Consider the following 19030-nt stretch of genomic DNA (forward strand, 5'->3'; position numbering starts at 1 on the left):
CAGCCCAGCGCCGGTCAGGCGGAGATGATCTTGGTATATTCGTCCAGCGCCGCCCCGTAATTCTTGGCGTACCAGTCCATGTCGAGCGGGATCTGCTTCTTCATGTTCTCGGGATCGACCGGGTTGATGCGCTTCTTGTCGGCGGGAACCAGAGCGTCGGCAGCCGGGTTGGCCGGGCCCTGACCGAGCTTGTCGAACATGACAAGCTGCTTTGCAGGGTCCTGCGCGCTGGCGATGAACTTCATCGCCGCGTCCTTGCCGCCGGGGTTGTTCTTCAACACGGCCAGTGCGCCGGGCGAAATCAGGCCCTGGTCCCAGATGAACTTGATCTGACCGCCCGAATCCTGCTCTATCAGCGAGGCTCGCGTCGACCAGACGATCGCCATCGAGGCTTCGCCGTTGAGCAACACGCTCTGGCTTTCCGCGCCGCCGCCCCAATAGGCGACGACGTTCTCCTTGAACGCGGCGATCTTGTCATGCGCGCGCTTGAGGTCGAGCGGATAGAGCGACGCCGGCGCGATGCCGTCGGCGAGAAGAGCCGCCTCCCAGCTCGACACGCCCCATTTGTAGAGGGAGCGCTTGCCGGGGAATTTCTTCACGTCGAAGAAATCGGCCATGCCGGTCGGGGCATTGCTGCCGTATTTCTGCGAATCGTAGGCGATCACATAGGAGAAGAAATAGGTCGAGGCGGCGTAATCCCAGCCGAAACCCGGCCGCATCTTCTTCTTGTCGACTATTGTGTAGTCGATCGGCTCGAGCATGCCTTGCGCGCCAAGCGTGATGGCCGAGAACGGGTCGACGTCGACAAGATCCCAGGTCGGCGCACCGCTTTTAAATTGTGCCGCGATGGCCCCTTCGGTCGGGCCGGAGCCATCCATCTTGACGGTGATGCCGGTGTCCTTGGTGAAAGCCTGGCCATAGGCGGCGTCGTAAGCCGTGATGGCGTCGCCGCCCCAGTTGACCAGCACCAGTTCCTTCGCGGCGGCGAAGGACTTGGTCGAGCGCAGCAGCAGCGGCGTGCCGGCAAGCACGAGGCCTGCAAGTTGCGTGAATTGCCGGCGCGAGATCTCACCGCGCCTTGTCCTTTCGGAGAGCGTTTCGATGGCCTGTTTCTTGGTATCGTTCATGTTAGTTCCCCTTTGTTTTCGTTGATCGAATCCGGAATCCGGTGCGGCGAATTCAGGCCGCGCCGGTGCTCATTGCCCTCCGTCCGGAAGGAGGAAACCCTTTTCCGCCGGCCAGGTCAGCCAGACGGAATTGCCTTTGCTGAGTGCCGCGGCCGCGACCTCGTTCGGCACAGAGACGGTCACCTTCGCACCTTGGCGTGTCGTAAGGTCGAGTTTGGTCGCCGCGCCCAGATAGGTCGATCCGATCGCGGTGGCAGCTATGCCGTTCTCGCCTGCCGCCGCCTCGCGCGCTATCGACATATGTTCTGGCCGGATCGCCAGGATGGCATTGCCATCCACTGCTTCGGCGTTGCCGCGCAGCTTGATTGCCCGGTCTTCGCAGAGCGCGGTCGCGCCATGGTCGGCGACGCGCACGCCCTTCAGCGGCAGCATATTGATCTCGCCCAGGAACTCGGCGACGAAGCGGTTGGCGGGCCGGTCATAGACCTCGTCAGGCGCTCCGACCTGCAACAATTTGCCATGGTTGAAGATGGCGACACGCGAGGACAGCGCCAGCGCCTCGCTCTGGTCGTGGGTGACGAAGACGAAGGTGGTGCCGGTCTCCTGGTGCAGGCGCTTCATCTCGGCCTGCATCTGGCCGCGCAGGCTCTTGTCCAGCGCCGAGAACGGCTCGTCGAGCAAAAGCACGCCCGGCTCGAACACCAGCGCGCGGGCCAGCGCCACGCGTTGTTGCTGGCCGCCGGAAAGCTGCGCCGGCAGCTTCTTCTCGTGGCCGAGCAGACCGACGCGCTCTATCATCTCGCCGACGCTACGCTTGATTTCGGCGGCAGATTTCTTGCGCACCTTGAGGGGAAAGGCGATGTTTTGCTCGACGCTCATATGCGGGAAGAGCGCATAGCCCTGGAACACCATGCCGGCGGCGCGCTGCTCGGCCGGCCGGTCGGTAATATCGACGCCGTCGCTGAACAGGCGGCCCTCGCTGGGCTGCAGGAAGCCGGCCAGGATCATCAGGAAGGTGGTTTTGCCGGAGCCGGAGGGGCCAAGCAGCGTCAAAAACTCGCCGCGGCCGATATTGAGCGTCAGATTGTCCAGCGCACGGAACGAGCCGAAGCTCTTGCCGATCCCGTTCGCCTTGATCTCTGCGGCCCGGCCGGGTTGCTGCATCCTGCCTCTTCCTTGGTGGCTGGGAAATCGTAGGCAGCGCGAAGGCTCACCGCAACCGAATAGTTTTCGCCGGATCGGCAAATTTGATTCATCTATGGTGAATACCGGCGACGCTGGAGCCGCCGATTTCACCCCTCGTAGGGAGATCGGCTGATCTCAATATGTCCGCAGCCTGTTTTCCGATAGCTTCGATCTCAACCATCCCCCAAACGCCTCCAGCACAGGGTGACCCGCCTTCGCGTGCTCGGAAACCAGGAAATAGGAACGCGGCGACGGGATCGAGGTCTCGAACGGCTTGACCAGCCGGCCTTCACTCAGCGCCCGACGGCTGGTCAGCTCGTCCCCCATGGCGATGCCCTGGCCGGCAATCGCCGCCGAGAAAACGAGGTTCATGTCGGAAAAGAAGATGCCGCCCTCGGTGTCGGGGTTCTCGACCTTGGCCAGCGCCAGCCAGCGCGCCCAGTCCTCCGTATCGCCAAGATGCAGCAGGTTGGCGCGCAGGACGTCGGCGGGCTTGGAAAAGCCGCCCACTTTGTTGAGTAGCGTCGGGCTGCAGAGCGGCGTGAACGAGATATCGCACAGCAGTTCCACCACGCGGTTCGGCCAGTTGCCGACGCCAAAGGCAATGAAGGCGTCGGCGTCCGGATTGCTGACGTCGTCGAGCCGCCGGGGCGTCAGTATGCTCAGCGCCACATCAGGATACATCTGCCGGAACTCGCCGATATGGGTGCACAAGAACAGCGAGGCGAAGCCTGGTGTGCATGAGACTGCGAAGGAGCCGCCGACCCCGGTGCCGGCGTTTTGCGCCACCGCGTCGCCGAGCACGGTCAGCGCCTTGCGCACGTCCGCGGCATAGCGCTGGCCGCGCGGCGTCAGGGCCACGCCCTTGCCGATGCGCTCCAGCAGATCGAAGCCGAGGTCGCGTTCGAGCAAGCGCAATTGATGGCTGACCGCACTGCGGGTGAGGTGCAATTCGTCGGCGGCGCGCCAGACGCTGCCATGACGGGCGAAACTGTCGAGGGCGCGCAGCGCCTGCGTCGATGGAATTCTCAAGAGGTGAACCGAATTTGCACGAACCGGGAAAACATATCACTTTTTGGCAAGCCGCTTCACTGCTTTCTTTGGCGCATGGAAAAACCGGTGACGACATCGGCGCAAGAAACCGCTCTTGCCTGCCTCGACGGCATCCAGCCGCTGCTGTCGGCCTGGACGCGCACCATCTTCGACTTCGGCGAGACCGCCTGGCGCGAGTACCAGTCGGCAGATTGGTATGTCGATCGGCTGAAGCGCGAGGGGTTTGCGGTCGAGGAAGGCTCCGCGGGCATGCCGACGGCCTTCTGCGCCCACTGGACCAATGGAGACGGTCCGACCATCGGCATGTATGCCGAATATGACGCCGTGCCCGGCAACTGCCAGGACGCTGCCACGGTGAAGCGGCCCCGCCCAGGGCTCGGCTCCGAAGCCGGCGGCCATACCGATCCGCACTCGGGCCTGGGCATGGCCAGCCTGGGCGGTCTGCTCGCCACAAAGGCCGCCATGCAGCGCCACGGCATTGCAGGCACGCTGCGCTTCACCGGCGAGCCGGCGGAGAAGGTGCGCGGCTCGAAACCGATCCATGCAGCCAAAGGCTATTATGACGGCCTTGCCGGCATGATCTCCTTCCATCCCTTCTACATGCTGCCGCTCTGCAACACTGCGCGCTGGGACACCCATTGCGGCGCTGCCTACGCGATGATCTATCGCTTCATCTGCGATGAGCCCGAGAATTGGGCACGCGCCGCCGGCGACGGCGCCCCGATCCCGCAGGCACATTCGGCGGTTCGCGCGCCCGGCGCCAACGACGCGCTGATGACGATGTACATAGCCTCCAAGGCGCTGCGCGATTCCATGCTGCCGCACCAGGGCGGCTGGTCGATCAGCGAGGCGATCCTGACGGCGGGCCAGGCCACCGCCGACAATCTGCCGGCAGGCCTTGCCGAGATCCAGTACATGATCCGTGTTCCGACCATCGCCATGGCCGAGCAGGTCACCGCCGTGCTCGACCGAAACGCCTCGGCCGCCGCCGCGATCAGCGGCTGCCGCTACGAACGGCACTGGGTTTCGAAGTCGCGGCCGGGGCTGGCCAATCATGCCATGGCCGGGATCGCCTATGAGGCGTTGGCGAGCGTCGGCCCGCCCCGCTGGGACGAGGCGGCGAAGAAGATCGCCCGCGAGATCCAGGTCAATGCCGGTGGGGTGGCGAGCGAAAACCCCTTCATCGACGAGCTGGAGCGGCTGATTGCACCACAGGAGGCAGAGGCGATCCTGCGCCGCGACCTGCCGCCGTCGCAGGTGAACTCGACCTCGGACGACTACACCGACATGAGCTGGCACACGCCGACGGCGCGTTTCTATGTCGCCCGCCCTGCCCTGCGTTCGGCAAACGGTCATGTTTTTCCAGCTTGGGCGATGAACGCGCTGGGTGGCATCCCGGCGACCATCGACCCGATGGTCATCTGCGCGGCGAAGACCGTCGCGCTATCCGCCCTTCGCCTGCTGGAAGACAAGGCCGCGCGCGACATGGCGATGGACGAGTTCGTCACCCGAACCGGCGGCGGCATTGGCGGTTCGACCTGGATCGCCCCGCTCTGCGACTACGATCCGCCCATCAACTTCCGCTGGCCGGAATATGTCACCACGCCGCGCGGCCGCGACTGGTGGATACCAAGCAAGCAATGACCGCAAACGCCCATACGAGGAGAACCGCATGACCGTTCATGACCGCATCATCGCCGAGCCGTTTTCGCTGCAGCGCCGCAACCCAGCCGGCGGCACCAAGCCGCTGACATCATGGGGTTTCGCCAACGAGACCGACGTCTTGACCGATGTGCTGCTCGGCTCGCCCAATTTCCTGCGCCATCTCTCGACCAGCTCCCTGTCGCGCAAGCACCTGCGCGAGGCGCCCTGCAACATCCAGATCGCGCAGGCACAACACAAGGATCTGGTCGCGGCCTACGAGCATTTCGGCGTCAACATCCACTGGCACGAGCCGACGCCGGAGCTGCCGATGCAGGTCTACTCCCGCGATTCCAGCGTAATGACGCCCTACGGCGCCATCATCACCGCCATGGCCAATTGGTGGCGGCGCGGCGAGAATTACGCCGCCATCCGCACCTATGAAAAACTCGGTATCCCGATCTACGACATGGTCACCGCAGGCACCTTCGAGGGCGGCGATTTCAACGTCATCGAGGACGGCGTTGTGCTGATCGGCTGCGGCGGCGCCCGCACGCAGGAAGAAGGCGCCCGGCAGGTGCAGGCCTGGTTCGAAAAAGAAGGTTGGGAAACACGCATCGCCTTCATCGACGAGTACTATGTCCATATCGACCTGATGGTGGTGCCGATCGCCGAAAAACTCACCGCCGTCTGCCTCGCCTGCACCGAGCCGGGGATCGTCGACTGGCTGAAGGGCAAAGGGCACGAGATCATCGACGTGCCGTTCCAGGACACGATGGCGCTCGGTTGCAACTTCATGTCGCTTGGCAAGGACAGGGTGATCGCGCCGACATCCAGCCAGTCGCTGATCGGTCAACTCAAGGCGCGCGGCTTCGAGGTGGCGGCCGTCGACATGAGCGAGATCTCCAAGACCGGCGGCGGCATCCACTGCATGGCGCAGGCGCTGAAGCGCGAGGCGGCCTGAGCCCGGAACGGCAACCCCCATCTTCGCCGGCCTGATCAGCGTCAGGCGGGTGAATGGCGGTTTGTAACCGCCCCCATCAACAAACCCCGCAGGTGTGTCCTCGCCACCCTTGTGGGCGTCCGCAAATGGATGAATAGTCAGGGCGGCGTCGCCCTGAAACTGCCCGCTTGGTTTTCAGGCCGTGCCATAGCCGTCCGGGTTTTTGAATGGTCAGTCCTGAACCACGCAAGAGAAGAGGTGCGATCGCCGCTCGGCTGCTGGCGCTCGACGCATGGATCGATTCCTCTCTCTACGAGATCGGGTTCAAGGCGCGCCAGTTCTGGGAGGGCGCGACGATTTTCTCGCGGCGCTTTCGCGTCAACGGCTGGCGCCGTGGCATCGTCGAGCTGTTGAGCGAAGGTTTCACGCTTGGCGCCGGCGGCATCGTCGTCATGCTGGCGCTGGCTATTCCCGCCTTCCAGGACACGGCCGGCGACTGGCGCGCCCAGGGCGACTTCGCCGTTACCTTCCTCGACCGTTATGGCGACGAGATCGGCCAGCGCGGCATCATCCAGCGCGATTCCGTGCCGGTCGACGAAATGCCGGACCACGTCATCAAGGCGGTGCTTGCCACCGAGGACCGGCGCTTCTTCGACCATTACGGCATCGACGTTCTCGGCCTGTCGCGCGCAATCTTCGAAAATGTGCGGGCAAACTCGGTCGTCCAGGGCGGCTCCAGCATCACGCAGCAGCTGGCCAAGAACCTGTTCCTGACCAATGAGCGCACCTTCGAGCGCAAGATCAAGGAAGCCTTCCTGTCGCTGTGGCTCGAAGCCAATCTGTCGAAGAAGGAAATCTTGCAGCTCTATCTCGACCGCGCCTATATGGGCGGCGGCACGTTCGGCATCGAGGCGGCGGCGGACTTCTATTTCGGCAAGAGCGTCAAGGACCTCAATCTCGCCGAGGCGGCGATGCTTGCAGGCCTGTTCAAGGCGCCAACCAAATACGCGCCGCACATCAACCTGCCGGCCGCGCGCGCGCGCGCCAATGTGGTGCTGTCCAATCTCGTCGATTCCGGCTTCATGACCGAGGGCCAGGTGCTGCAGGCAAGACTGCATCCGGCCGATGTCGTCGACCGCGGCGAACAGAAGAGCCCCGATTATTTCCTCGACTGGGCCTTCGACGAGGTCAAGAAGATCGCCAAGCCCGGCCAGCACTCGCTGGTGGCGCACACCACCTTCGACGCCAACATCCAGAAGGCGGCGGAAGAGTCGGTGGAGTTCCACCTGCGCCAGTTCGGAAAGGAGTACAACGTCACCGAAGGGGCCGTGGTGGTCATCGAGACCAACGGCGCGGTGCGCGCGATCGTCGGCGGCCGCGACTATGGCGCCAGCCAGTTCAACCGCGCCACCAAGGCGCTGCGCCAGACCGGTTCCTCCTTCAAGCCCTATGTCTATGCAACGGCTATGGAGCACGGCTTTACGCCGAATTCGATCGTATCGGGCGGGCCGATCAGCTGGGGCAGCTGGTCGCCGCACAATTACGGCGGCGAGCCGGCGGGCAAGGTTCCGCTCATCGTGGCCATGGCCAAGTCGATCAATACCGTGCCCGTGCGGCTTGCCAAGGATTATCTCGGTATCGGGCCGATCAAGGCGATGGCGGAATCGTTCGGCGTGGAATCGCCGCTCGAAGCGCACAAGACCATGGTGCTCGGCACCTCGGGCATGACAGTGATGGACCAGGCGACGGGCTACAGCGTGTTCGCGCAGAACGGCTTTGTCGGCTCCAGGCATGGGATCACGCAGCTCGTCACCCGCACCGGCGAGGTGGTCTACGATTTCGCCAAGGATGCGCCGCCGCCGCATCGCGTGCTGTCCGAGCAGGCGCTGAAATCGATGAACACCATGCTTGTCGCGGTACCGGCGATGGGTACCGCCAGGCGCGCGCAGATCCCCAACATCGTCGTCGCCGGCAAGACCGGCACGACGCAATCCTACCGCGATGCGTGGTTCGTCGGCTTCACCGGCAACTACACGGCGGCCGTCTGGCTGGGCAACGACGATTTCACGCCGACCAAGAACATGACTGGCGGCTCGCTGCCGGCGATGGTGTGGCAGCGGCTCATGGTCTATGCGCATCAGAACATCGACCTCAAGCCTATCCCTGGCATCGACAAGCCCTTCGTCGACGAGGAGATCGCGGCCAAGGCCGCGGAAGCGCAGAAGAAGAGCGAGGAACAGGCAGCGGCCGATGCCGCCGCGGAACGGCCGCCGGTGCTGTCCAGCCGGACGACACAGACGCTCAGGGACATGACCCACCTGTTCGAAACGGCGCGCAGACTCGGCGCATCGGCTCCGCCCGAAACGCTCTCGGCGCTGTGATCGCGGCGCCTTTTCCCTTCTGTCTTCTGGAAGAAGGAAAAGCCGCACCTTGCGAATCCGCGTCCTGCGGCTTGCCACACGACCCCGCGCCGCGATATCCCCGAGCGGCAATTCTTCATGCGCCCGGCCTTTCATGCTCAAGAACGCCTTCCTGACGCTGCTTTCGCTTGCCATAGCCATCGGCGGCGGCGGCGCCAGCGTCTGGTATGCGCTGAAAATGCAGGACGGCGTCGGGGCGATCAGGATCGGCCAGTGGACCGCCTTTCCCGATATCGGCACACCCGCAGCCGACCCCTATTCCAAGGCCCGCGTGGCGCGCGAGGGCGTGCTCGCGCTCGGCCGCGCCGAAGGGCTGTCCTTTGTCGCCGAGGAGGACGCAGCTGGCGGAGAACTCAGGCGCGAATGTACCTACACGATCGAAGGCGGATTTCCGACCGCCCGATTCTGGACCCTCTACGCCGCCGACCAATCGCTCGGCGTGGTCGAGACCGGCAAATCGCGGCTTGCCGCGCTTCAATCCTATGGCGTGCTGCGCCAATCCGATAATTCGGTGCTCATTTCCGTCGGCCATCACCCGATGCCCGGCAATTGGCTGCTGACCGACGGTTCCGGCAGGATGTATTTCGTTTTGACATTCTACGACACGCCGATCGCCAGCAGCACCGGCCTGTCGGACGTTTCGCTGCCCAAGATCACCAAGGTCGGCTGCGATGCGTAGTGTCTATGCCGCGACGCGCAGACTTCTACATGCCGTCCTGCTCGGCCTCGTCGGCGCCGGCATCGTGCATATCGTCGTGCTGCTTCTGGTGCCTGAATTCTCGGAACGCGATGCCTGGTCGCGGCTGTCGATGACGTCGGATCTCTACCGGATGACCCGGCTCGATGCGGAGGCGGGCGGCGCGCCGGTGGTGAAATCGGTCGACCCGCTGTTTTATGCGACGGCTTGCCGGTTCGACCTCGATGAGGGAATGGTGAGGATCAGGGCGCCGGGCAATGTGCCCTTCTGGTCGGTGTCTGTCTATGACCGCAACGGCCACAACATCTATTCATTCAACGACCACACGGCGACCGGGGGCAAGCTGGATGCCGTGGTGCTGACGCCGGCGCAGATGATCGACATACGCAGGGACCTTCCCGAGGAGCTTCAGGGAGCGATCTTCGTCGAAGCGCCGATCGACGAGGGCATATTCGTCATCCGCAGCTTCGTGCCGGACGACAGCTGGAAGTCGATCGTGTCGCGCTTTCTGGAGCAGAGTTCGTGCGAGCTGCAGGACTTTTAGACCGCGGCCCGAACAATCCGCATCAGAACAATCAACAGCGGTGCCGCAGGGATGATTCCCGCCTCGGCCTCAAGAACGTTCAGTGGTGCGGCACTGGCGTGCGCGGCGATCCCGGCTTGTCAGGGCCGGCAGGCCGCGCCTCCCCCGCGGCGGACCGCTCATAGCGGATGCCAGGAAAGATGATCACCGCCGCCGGTATTTCGGTGGTTTGCTTTGCTCGATTGGTCGGTGCCGTTCTCGGCACGAAAGACAGTACCATGCCCATGGTTCGCGTATTCCTCTCGGTTGCCCCGGAGCACAACGCAACGCCTCCAAATATCATTAAGGCCGGCAGAGGGTTAACGGAGCGCTAACGGATCCCAGCTAACTTGATCTTTGTTTTTGGCAATCGCGAAACCGACATGGTTCCGAGCATGGTCAAGCGTGTATAGAGTATCGGGCGTATCCCTCGTGTCATCTTCGGACTTCAGGCAAATCGCGGCAAGGACGGAATCAGGAAAGGCCGAAAGGCTGTTCCGCGCAGCGGTGTCTGCGTTCTGCTCGCTCACCCGGCCATCCCGCCGTGAAATTGGCCAGCTCGAAGATCTGACGCTGCCGCTGTTCGACAACGTGTCCGCCGAATCGCGCCGCTACGTGGCGGCGGCCCTCTCTGAATGCGAATATGCTCCGGCCGGGCTGGTGCGGCGCCTGTGCGAGGAGCCGGTGGGCATCGCCGCCCCCTTGCTCATCCGCTCGCGCGCAGTCAGTGACATCGACCTCATTGCGCTGATCGGCCGGCACGGACTGCCGCATGCGCGCGCGATCGCGCGCCGCAAGAACCTTAATCCGACTATCGCCGATCTGATCAGGGCACTGGAAAGGCCGACGCTGGTGCGGGTGCGCGATCCGGAAGCGGAAGCCTCTCCGGCACAAACCGCTCCCTCGAAGGCGCCGGCCGCCGACAGCGTGGCGAAGCAGCAGACGCCGGGCGTTGGTGCCGAAAATGCGCGGCGCAGACTGCGCTCCATGATGCGGACCGGCGAGGAGGCGCAGGCGGCGCAGGTCGATCCGTTCACCGGAGCCGACACCTATGCCAAATTGCGCGAGACGGCGCTGACCGGAAACGCCGCCTTCTTCCAGACCGCGCTCGCCGATGCGCTCGATATCGATTTCTCGACGGCCAGGTTGCTGACGGCGAACCAGAATTACATGCCGCTGCTGGCGGCGCTGCGCTCGCTCGACCTCAGCGAGGACCGGGCATTCCTGATCACGGTTGCCGTCTACTCCCGCGAGTTTCCGCATCCGCAGGCGATCCGCACCTTCCTCGATCGCTACCGGCTCCTGCACCGCGACGCGGCGCTGGACAAGGTGCGGGAATGGAAGGCCGTGACCCTGTCCGATGTGGTTCGCGACGCCGCCCCCACCAACAGCGCCAGCCGCGAGGCGTCGAACAGTGACGATGCAGCGGCCTTCCCTGGCCTCAGGACATCTTCACGGAAATAAGCTCCTCGACAGGAACAGCGCCGGCCTCGATCTCAACCACCCAGATGTCGGGATCGAATTTCTTCTCGCGTTCCAGCCTGGCGTCCAGCACCGAAGCATCGGCGGCGGTGGCGAGAAGGCTAAAGAAACGGTCGTCGGGCTTGGCCGAATCGTAGCTCGTCTGTGGCGCCGGCCCATAGAGAGCGATTTCACCAAGCCGGCTCCGCGTCAGAACGAACACGGCGCCGGCTTCGGTCGCGCCGCGTTTGACCACGGCGGCAAATCCGCCCGCGCCGAAAACCCGACGCAACAGGGCCGATACCCACAGATCCGTGGTCACGCGCATGAGAAAAGTCCGGACAGCATGCGGGCTATCTATCGGTATTTACACCGCTGGGCGAGCCGTTGTTTGCGCCGTCAGTTGGTCAGGCCGATCTCGCGCATCTTGACATAGACCAGTTCGTCGGGCTCGCCGGTCTGCGGCAGGCCGAACAGCGACTGGAATTCCTTGATGGCCGCCTTGGTACGGGCGCCGACGACGCCGTCGAGCTGCATGTCGTCATTGCCGAAGGCCTTGAGCCCGGCCTGTATCTTGACAATGCGAGGATCCGGCGCTTGGGAAGCCGTATCGGTCTGCAGCGACACTGGAACCGCCTGCGACACTTCGGGACGCGGTTGCGGTTTCGGCACGGCGGGGGTTTTCGGGGTCGCGCCCAGCTGATCGAGCAGCAGCGCGTCGATCTCGCCGGACGTGTTGAGCCCAACCTTCTGCTGATAGGCCTGGATCGCCTTGCGCGTGTTGGGTCCGGAAATGCCGTCGACCGTGCCGGCGTAGAAATCGAGATCCTTCAATATGCCCTGCACCTGCTCCACCACCGGATCGCCCTTGACCGGCGCCGGCGCGGTACCTGGCCGCACGATGTTGAAGGTGGTCTCCGGCTCATCAGCGGCCGCGTGCGGAACGCCCTGCATGCTGCGGGTCGCGAAGAAGGCGCCGGCATGCGGAAAAGGCTGGTACCACAGCGCATTCGCCGAAACGTAGAACAGCGTCACCAGGAATGCCGTCGACCCTCCCGCCAGGACGGGATTGCGCGAAATCATGCCGCCGATGGCGACGGCTCCGTCCTGGAAGGCGTTGCTGCGGCGCTTGGCCGCCTTAGGCTGTTTTGCGGAGCGCGCCATTTCCGTCCCCTTTCGCCCTGGCCAGCGGCATCGTCAGCACCCCGGCCTTGTCCGCCGGCCGCCCTTTCGGCCCGTTCACCGGCAGGCCGATGGTGACCGTGGTGCCCTCGCCCGGCATGCTTTCGATCGACATGGTGCCTTCGTGCAGCGCCACCAGTCCCTTGACCAGCGACAGGCCAAGGCCGGTCCCCTCGAAACGACGGGTATAGTCGTTCTGGATCTGCATGAACGGCTTGCCGAGATTGGCGAAATCTTCCTCGGCGATGCCGATGCCGGTGTCCCGCACCCAGAAATGCAGGCGCGAACCGATCCGCTTGGCGCCGACGACGACATCGCCGCCATCGGGCGTGAACTTGATCGCATTCGAGACGAGATTGATGAGGATCTGCTGCACGGCGCGCCGGTCGGCGTTGATTTCGCCGGCGTCCGGCGCGATCTGCGCCTTGAGATCGATGTTCTTGGCCTGCGCCTGGAGCCGCATCATCTGCTGACACATGTCGACAGCTTCCATGAAGCGGAATGGCTCCGGTTCGGTCGCATAGACGCCCGATTCGATCCGCGACACGTCGAGAATGGAGGTTACGACGGCAAGCAGATGCTGGCCGGAATCGCGCACCAGGCCGACATATTCCTTCTGCCGTGGATCCTTGAAGGCGCCGAACATCTCGTGCAGCAGCATGTCGGAGAATCCGATGATGGCATTGAGCGGCGTGCGCAGTTCGTGGCTCACCACCGCCAGGAAGCGCCCTTTCGCCACTTCGGCGGCGGCGGCCGCGTCATTGGCGGCGCCGAGGTCTTCGCGCAACCGGGCGACCTCGTCGTTCTCGCGCAGCACAAGCGTGAAAACGTCGCCCTGCTCCTGAGCGCGCATCAGTTCGAGCGAAAACGGCCGATAGTTGTCTGCCGCGCCATTGCCATTCTGTCCATTGCCGTCCTGCGGCAGCCTGACGCGCAACTCCAGCCTGCGCGACAGCGCCCCGTCTCGCATGTCGGCCAAGGCACTGAGATAGGAGACGCGATCCGAGAGATGCACGCGATCGAAAAGCCCGGTTCCGCAAAGCAGTTGCGGGGGCAGCTTCAACAGCGTACGCGCCTTTGCCGAGGCATCGATAACCTCGCCATGGCGGGCGACGCGCAGGACCACCGCGTCGATCATGTCTTCCAGACGATCGCCGGTGTCCCCTACGTCGGCCGCAGCCGCCGTGTTGCGAACCGCCGATATACGCGGCACCAGCGTCAGCGCCCAGGCCAATGGCAGCAGCCAGTGCCACGCGGCGATCGGCACCGCGGCGTGCGGGAGGACGGTTGCCGTCACAGGCTGCAACAGAATGGCGACGACGGCGCAGACGGCTCCCCACAGCGCTGCGCGGCGCGAGGCGCCGATCCACCAGGCTTCGAACGGCAGCGCCACGAAAAGCATCGCGACCGGAGAGCTCAGCCCGCCGGCAGCGGCAACAAGACCGGCGAGCGCAAGTCCCGCGATCGCCAGCGCGGCCCGGCCGGCCAGATCCATCCTGCCGGTCGCGGCCACCAGCAAGGCGATGAACCAGCAAAGACCAAAGGCCGCGAAGATGGCGGCCACGGTGACGGCTGCGCCCATGCCTGACGTGACGAGCGTGACCGCGGCACCGGCGGCAAAGAACGGAGCGGCCAGCATGGCGCCGATAAAGCGACGCTGACGCTCGCGGTCGTCCAGCCCAAGAATGGAGGGATGGACCATACGTTCACAACCGGCGGCCATTGCCCCAGGCAATTCAACGTATCTGGCCTTGATCGGCATCAACTCAACGCACCCGCACTCGTCGTGAACAGCTCTGCTTTTGCAGATCGTTTTGATTGACTCTGAAACTCGCACCCAGCCTTTAAAGAATGGATAAGGCAGGGCCGACCCAAGGCCCGGCCCACGGCGAATATCGGGATGGGAGCGCCCGAAAAGGCGGGCAAATGCCACCATAGTAAACGGAGGGTTATCCGCAGGGGCCGCCCGCAGCGTGGCCAGCCGCAGCGCACCGACCGCCTGATTTTGTGGAAAACGCAACAGAAACAAAGGAATATATGGCTGATGGATGATAAGAAAAATGGTTCCAATCTGAGACAAATCGACAGCAAAACGCTTCGTTTCGAATTTGCCTCAAATTTGAAGAAAATTCTCGGCTAACCCGCAAGCCGTCCTTTGCGCCTGTGTGCCAATATCCCGCCCACAAAAGAGGTCATGCTCATGGCTGCATGATCCGGTCACGACAAGAGGCGAGCATGTTCTTCCTGATGAGAATGGCTTTCTGGTTTTCGCTGGTGCTGCTGGCACTGCCGCTGGGCGTCGGTCCCGGCGAGCCGGGCCAGGAAAGCGTAGGACCGATCCAGGCCCTGTTCGCAGCCCGCGACGCGGTCGGCGACATCGCCGGTATTTGCGAACGCAAGCCCGATGTCTGTGAGACCGGCAAGTCGGCAATGCACACCATCACCGCAAGGGCCAAGGAGACAGCCAAGATCGCGGCCGCCATGCTGGACGACAAGTCCGCAGGCCCCGACATCTCCACAATGACCGGCAGCGTTCCCGAAGAAGTCGTCTTGCCCGAGACAGTCAACCTGCCGGTAAAGAATTAAGCCGTTTCGACGGCGCACCGCGGGCAGTCTGCCTCTCGACGCCCGCGGTGTTTTTGTTTTTCCGTGACGCGGCGACGGTGGATGACTATATCCCTGTCATGACGACCACGATCCAGACGATCCGCGACGACTTCTCATTCCTTGACGAATGGGAGGACCGCTATCGTTATGTCATCGAACTCGGCGAGGCGCTGCCGCCATTCCCGGATGAGGAACGCACCGCCGCCAACAAGGTGCCGGGCTGCGTCAGCCAGGTCTGGCTGACCACCGAACGGGGACCGGGCGGCGATCCGGTCATCACCTTCAGGGGCGATTCGGACGCCCATATCGTACGCGGGCTGGTGGCGATCATGCTGGCGCTGTTCTCCGGCAAGACCGCCAGCGAGATCCAGAAAATCGATGCGGAAGCGACGCTGAAGGCGCTCGGCCTGGACGAGCACCTGTCGCCGCAGCGCGCCAACGGCCTTCGTTCGATGGTCAAGCGCATCAGGCGCGACGCAGAGGCCGCACTCGAGCAGACGGCCTGATATCGCCTCCGCGATCAGCCGATCGCATCATACCGCGCACTGGTACCAGCGCTGTCCGGCCCGGCCGGCAAAGTAAAACGGCGCCCGAAGGCGCCGATGTCGATCGTTGAACCTTCCGTCCGGCTCTATCTATCGTTTGAGCCGCATTCTGCGATACCAAGTGTACTCACCTGGCAGCAAATGCTTAGCGGGCCTTGCGCTTGCGGCCGAGCCCCATCTTCTTGGCGAGCTGGGAGCGGGCGGCCGCGTAGTTCGGGGCAACCATCGGGTAGCTCGGGTCGAGGTTCCACTTTTCGCGATACTGATCCGGCGTCAGATCATAATGAGTCATCAGGTGACGCTTGAGCGACTTGAACTTTTTGCCGTCTTCAAGGCAAACGATGTAGTCGTCATGAACCGAGCGCTTCGGGTTCACTGCCGGCTTCTGCTTGTCGGCGGGCGGCTGTTCGGCGGTTCCGCCCACACGCCCGAGAGCAGCATGGACATCGGAGATGAGGTTCGGCAGTTCGCCGACCGGCACGGGATTGTTGCTGACATAGGCGGCCACCACGTCGGCGGTCAGCTCGATCAGCGCGTCGCTGTTTCTGGAAGGTGTTTCGACAATATCCATGGTCTTCAGGCCCCAACGAGAGTTAGTTTAGTGCGCCCTTTTTTACAGGCAAGGCATTGCACGAATTTTGTGCAGACAGAGCTTCTGCGATTCGTGTCGCGGGGGCATCAATGAACCTACCTAGCAAGTAAGTCAATTCGATCCTTGCACTATATTGAACGATGTTGATCAAATATTTTCGGATCAGCTTCAATCTTTCGTGCACGATGTAATTTTTCGATATTTCCCAGGCGAAACCAGCGACCGGTGACGCAGCGTTAGCTAACCGTTACATTCGCGCTAACTCACAAAGCATCTCCGAGTGCTTCGCTTTGCTTGGCGATCGCGCCGGCAATCTTGGTTGCTCACCCCCTTTCACAAAACCATAGGTTGCCCCACCTCGGCCATTGCCGGCCCTCACGCGTCGTGCAGCCGACCAGCTCGGATCACTCAATACGGGGCGATGTATTTGCCATAGGCCCACCCGGTGACAAAACCGCCGTTCTTCGCCGGATCATGCCAGACTTCGCACCAGCGATAGCGAACCGCCTGCTGCTGCTTCCATGCCGGCTGATTGGCGATGTCGAGCAGGTTCGTCCCGCCAGTGCATCGTCCGGTCATCTGCAAAACGGTGCCGTTCGGATATGCGGCCTGTTTCTGGGACGTGCCCGAGGGATATTTGCGCACGTTGAGCGTGTCGCCGAACGGCACGTTGGCCACTTGCCAAGCGGCGAATACGGTCGCATGAGATTGGCCGGCGATGGCCATAGTTGCGGAAACGACGGCGAGAGCCGCGACGGTGCGAGCATAGATATACATTATTTCTCCTCCCGGCCCGCTTTCTGGAGCCCGGCGCAGCAATAAGACCCGGCTCTTGAACCCGCGCTGATCGGCGTGTTCATTGGCCATTCAGGACATTTCCAAAGCGAGACGCAATGACCAAAACTTCTGCATTCCCGGATGTCACCCCGCCAACGCCCGAGAAGCGGCCGGTTTTCGACACGCATCACGGTATCACGCGAACGGACGACTATTCCTGGCTGCGGGCCGACAATTGGCAGGAGATGTTCAGGGACCCCGCATTGCTCGATGCGGGCATCCGCGCCCATCTCGAAGCCGAGAACGCCTACCAGTCGAAACTGATGGCCGACACGGCCGATTTGCGGAAGCGGCTGTTCAAGGAGATGAAGGGTCGCATCAAGGAGGACGATTCTTCCGTGCCGATGAAGGACGGACCCTACGCGTATGGCTCCTCCTTCAAACTCGGCGGCGAGCAGCCGCGCTATTTCCGCATGCCGCGGGACGGCGGCGCGCAGCATATCCTGCTCGACGGCGATGCCGAGGCCGAAGGCAAGGCCTATTTCCGGCTTGGCGGCGTCGATCATTCGGCCGACCATGGCAAGCTTTTATGGGCGTTCGACGACAAGGGCTCCGAATTCTATACGCTTCGGGTGCGCGACCTCTCCGACGGCAAGGAACTCGCGGACACGGTTCCAGACACCGGCGGTTCGGGGGTGTGGAACGCCGCCAATGACGGGTTTTTCTACACCCGGCTCGACCCCAACCACCGTCCCTCCAAGGTGCTGTTCCATGCGCTTGGGCAGGATCCGGCAAGCGACCGGCTGATCTATGAGGAAAATGATCCCGGCTTCTTCATGAATGTCGGCGGCACGCGCTCCAATGAATGGATCATGGTTGCCATCAACGACCACGAGACATCGGAATACCGGCTGCTGAGCGCGGGCGAGCCGTTTGGCGAGCCGAAGCTGGTGGCGGCGCGCGAGACCGGTCTTCAATACGAGATGGAGGAAGGCGGCGACATTTTCTTCATCCTGACCAACGCCGATGGGGCCAAGGACTTCAAGATCATGACGGCGCCGGCGAGCGATCCGATCCGCGCCAACTGGCAGGAACTGGTTCCGCACGAGGCCGGCCGGCTGATCCTGTCGGTGATCGGCTTCAAGAACCATATGGTCAGGCTGGAGCGCAAGGAGGGCCTGCCGCGCATCGTCGTGCGCGACCGTGCAACCGGCGAGGAACACCTGATCTCCTTCGACGAGGAGGCGTTTTCGCTCGGCCTGTCGGGATCCCTGGAATACGACACCGAGATCATGCGCTTCACCTATTCATCGATGACGACGCCGGCGCAGGTCTTCGACTACAACATGCGCACCCGCGAGCGCGTGTTGCTCAAGACCCAGGAGGTGCCGTCCGGCCACGACCCGGAGCGCTATGTCACGCGTCGGCTGATGGCGCCCGCGGCTGATGGCGAATTGGTGCCGGTCTCGCTCTTGTACCGCCGCGATACCCCGCTGGACGGCTCCGCGCCTTGCCTGCTTTACGGCTACGGTTCCTATGGCATCACGGTGCCGGCGGCCTTCAACACCAACTGGTTCTCGCTGGTCGACCGCGGCTTTGTCTTTGCAATCGCCCACGTCCGCGGCGGCAAGGACAAGGGCTATGGCTGGTACGATGACGGCAAGCGGGCGCACAAGATGAACACTTTCACCGATTTCATCGCCTGTGCACGCCATCTGGTCGCCGAACGCTACACTGTGCATGACCGCATCGTCGCGCAAGGTGGATCCGCCGGCGGCATGCTGATGGGCGCGGTCGCCAACATGGCGCCGGACTGTTTCGGCGGCATCGTTGCCGAGGTGCCTTTCGTCGACGTGCTCACCACCATGCTCGACGCCAGCCTGCCGCTGACCCCGCCGGAGTGGCCTGAATGGGGCAATCCGATCGCGTCGGCGGACGATTACCGGACGATCGCCGCCTACTCGCCCTATGACAATGTCGCCGCGCTCGGCTATCCACCGATCCTGGCGCTAGCCGGTCTCACTGACCCGCGCGTCACCTATTGGGAACCGGCCAAATGGGTGGCGCGGCTGCGCGAGCGCAAGACGGGCGACAATCCGGTCCTGTTCAAGATCAACATGGAATCGGGCCATGCCGGCGCGTCCGGCCGGTTTTCCCGGCTGGAGGAGATCGCCTACACATATTCATTCGCCTTGAGAGTGACAGGCAAGGCAACAGGGCCGCAGGGCTGAAGCGGTC

At 63.3% G+C, this 19030-nt stretch carries 18 protein-coding genes; 10 read left to right on the forward strand and 8 right to left on the reverse strand.

What is annotated here, in order from left to right; all coding sequences use genetic code 11:
- Window positions 1-14: 14 nt before the first annotated feature.
- The 3 genes from LB541_RS00860 to LB541_RS00870 form a co-directional block, all read right to left on the reverse strand.
- Entirely contained in the window at window positions 15-1127 is a 1113-nt protein-coding gene (locus tag LB541_RS00860) for an ABC transporter substrate-binding protein (RefSeq protein WP_140494711.1), read from the reverse strand.
- 69 nt (window positions 1128-1196) lie between these two features.
- Entirely contained in the window at window positions 1197-2291 is a 1095-nt protein-coding gene (locus LB541_RS00865) for an ABC transporter ATP-binding protein (protein ID WP_140494713.1), read from the reverse strand.
- Between the two features lie 156 nt (window positions 2292-2447).
- Complete coding sequence (locus LB541_RS00870) at window positions 2448-3344, reverse strand: LysR substrate-binding domain-containing protein (RefSeq protein ID WP_140494716.1); 897 nt, start codon at window positions 3342-3344, stop codon at window positions 2448-2450.
- A 75-nt stretch (window positions 3345-3419) separates the two neighbouring features.
- On the opposite strand from LB541_RS00870, the gene LB541_RS00875 reads away from it, so the two are divergent.
- The 6 genes from LB541_RS00875 (at window position 3420) to LB541_RS00900 (ending at window position 11092) form a co-directional block, all read left to right on the forward strand.
- Window positions 3420-5009, forward strand: coding sequence for an amidohydrolase (locus LB541_RS00875; protein WP_181167194.1), 1590 nt, complete (start codon window positions 3420-3422; stop codon window positions 5007-5009).
- A 28-nt stretch (window positions 5010-5037) separates the two neighbouring features.
- Complete coding sequence (locus LB541_RS00880) at window positions 5038-5970, forward strand: dimethylarginine dimethylaminohydrolase family protein (protein WP_140517963.1); 933 nt, start codon at window positions 5038-5040, stop codon at window positions 5968-5970.
- A gap of 206 nt (window positions 5971-6176) precedes the next feature.
- Window positions 6177-8330, forward strand: coding sequence for a transglycosylase domain-containing protein (locus LB541_RS00885; protein WP_224617618.1), 2154 nt, complete (start codon window positions 6177-6179; stop codon window positions 8328-8330).
- Between the two features lie 133 nt (window positions 8331-8463).
- Entirely contained in the window at window positions 8464-9048 is a 585-nt protein-coding gene (locus tag LB541_RS00890) for a DUF1214 domain-containing protein (RefSeq protein WP_140520728.1), read from the forward strand.
- Window positions 9041-9610: a DUF1254 domain-containing protein gene (locus tag LB541_RS00895; protein ID WP_140520729.1), complete on the forward strand. Its 570-nt coding sequence runs from the start codon at window positions 9041-9043 to the stop codon at window positions 9608-9610. Before LB541_RS00890 ends, LB541_RS00895 begins: the two co-directional genes overlap by 8 nt.
- Window positions 9611-10060: 450 nt before the next feature.
- Window positions 10061-11092 (forward strand): hypothetical protein, encoded by a 1032-nt coding sequence (locus LB541_RS00900; protein ID WP_140672001.1) that lies wholly within the window; start codon window positions 10061-10063, stop codon window positions 11090-11092.
- On the opposite strand, the gene LB541_RS00905 is transcribed toward LB541_RS00900, so the two are convergent.
- The 3 genes from LB541_RS00905 to LB541_RS00915 all read right to left on the reverse strand — a co-directional run bounded on the left by LB541_RS00905 (window position 11070) and on the right by LB541_RS00915 (window position 13973).
- Complete coding sequence (locus LB541_RS00905; RefSeq protein ID WP_140494737.1) at window positions 11070-11417, reverse strand: DUF1491 family protein; 348 nt, start codon at window positions 11415-11417, stop codon at window positions 11070-11072. The two genes, LB541_RS00900 and LB541_RS00905, sit on opposite strands and share 23 nt — an antisense overlap.
- A 71-nt stretch (window positions 11418-11488) precedes the next feature.
- Window positions 11489-12253: a peptidoglycan-binding protein gene (locus tag LB541_RS00910; protein ID WP_140878927.1), complete on the reverse strand. Its 765-nt coding sequence runs from the start codon at window positions 12251-12253 to the stop codon at window positions 11489-11491.
- Window positions 12228-13973 (reverse strand): sensor histidine kinase, encoded by a 1746-nt coding sequence (locus tag LB541_RS00915; RefSeq protein WP_224617620.1) that lies wholly within the window; start codon window positions 13971-13973, stop codon window positions 12228-12230. The genes LB541_RS00910 and LB541_RS00915 overlap by 26 nt, the downstream gene beginning before the upstream one ends.
- Before the next feature lie 198 nt (window positions 13974-14171).
- Between LB541_RS00915 and LB541_RS00920 the strand changes: the two genes are divergently transcribed.
- The 3 genes from LB541_RS00920 to LB541_RS00930 all read left to right on the forward strand — a co-directional run bounded on the left by LB541_RS00920 (window position 14172) and on the right by LB541_RS00930 (window position 15384).
- Window positions 14172-14411, forward strand: coding sequence for a hypothetical protein (locus LB541_RS00920; protein WP_140520734.1), 240 nt, complete (start codon window positions 14172-14174; stop codon window positions 14409-14411).
- Window positions 14412-14506: 95 nt separating this feature from the next.
- Entirely contained in the window at window positions 14507-14857 is a 351-nt protein-coding gene (locus LB541_RS00925; protein WP_140517959.1) for a DUF5330 domain-containing protein, read from the forward strand.
- Window positions 14858-14955: 98 nt separating this feature from the next.
- A complete protein-coding gene (locus tag LB541_RS00930) occupies window positions 14956-15384 on the forward strand; it encodes a SufE family protein (protein WP_140495047.1) in 429 nt (142 codons plus the stop codon).
- 184 nt (window positions 15385-15568) lie between these two features.
- Here the strand turns inward: LB541_RS00930 and LB541_RS00935 are convergent, their stop codons facing one another.
- Window positions 15569-15994, reverse strand: coding sequence for a MucR family transcriptional regulator (locus tag LB541_RS00935; RefSeq protein ID WP_095089970.1), 426 nt, complete (start codon window positions 15992-15994; stop codon window positions 15569-15571).
- A gap of 429 nt (window positions 15995-16423) precedes the next feature.
- Window positions 16424-16792, reverse strand: a complete 369-nt coding sequence (locus LB541_RS00940) for an SH3 domain-containing protein (protein ID WP_140520957.1) — start codon at window positions 16790-16792, stop codon at window positions 16424-16426.
- A gap of 116 nt (window positions 16793-16908) precedes the next feature.
- On the opposite strand from LB541_RS00940, the gene LB541_RS00945 reads away from it, so the two are divergent.
- Window positions 16909-19023: a S9 family peptidase gene (locus LB541_RS00945; RefSeq protein ID WP_140567669.1), complete on the forward strand. Its 2115-nt coding sequence runs from the start codon at window positions 16909-16911 to the stop codon at window positions 19021-19023.
- Window positions 19024-19030 lie beyond the last annotated feature (7 nt).

It is taken from the genome of Mesorhizobium sp. BR1-1-15 (assembly GCF_020165475.1).
In the GTDB taxonomy this organism is placed as follows: Bacteria; Pseudomonadota; Alphaproteobacteria; order Rhizobiales; family Rhizobiaceae; genus Mesorhizobium.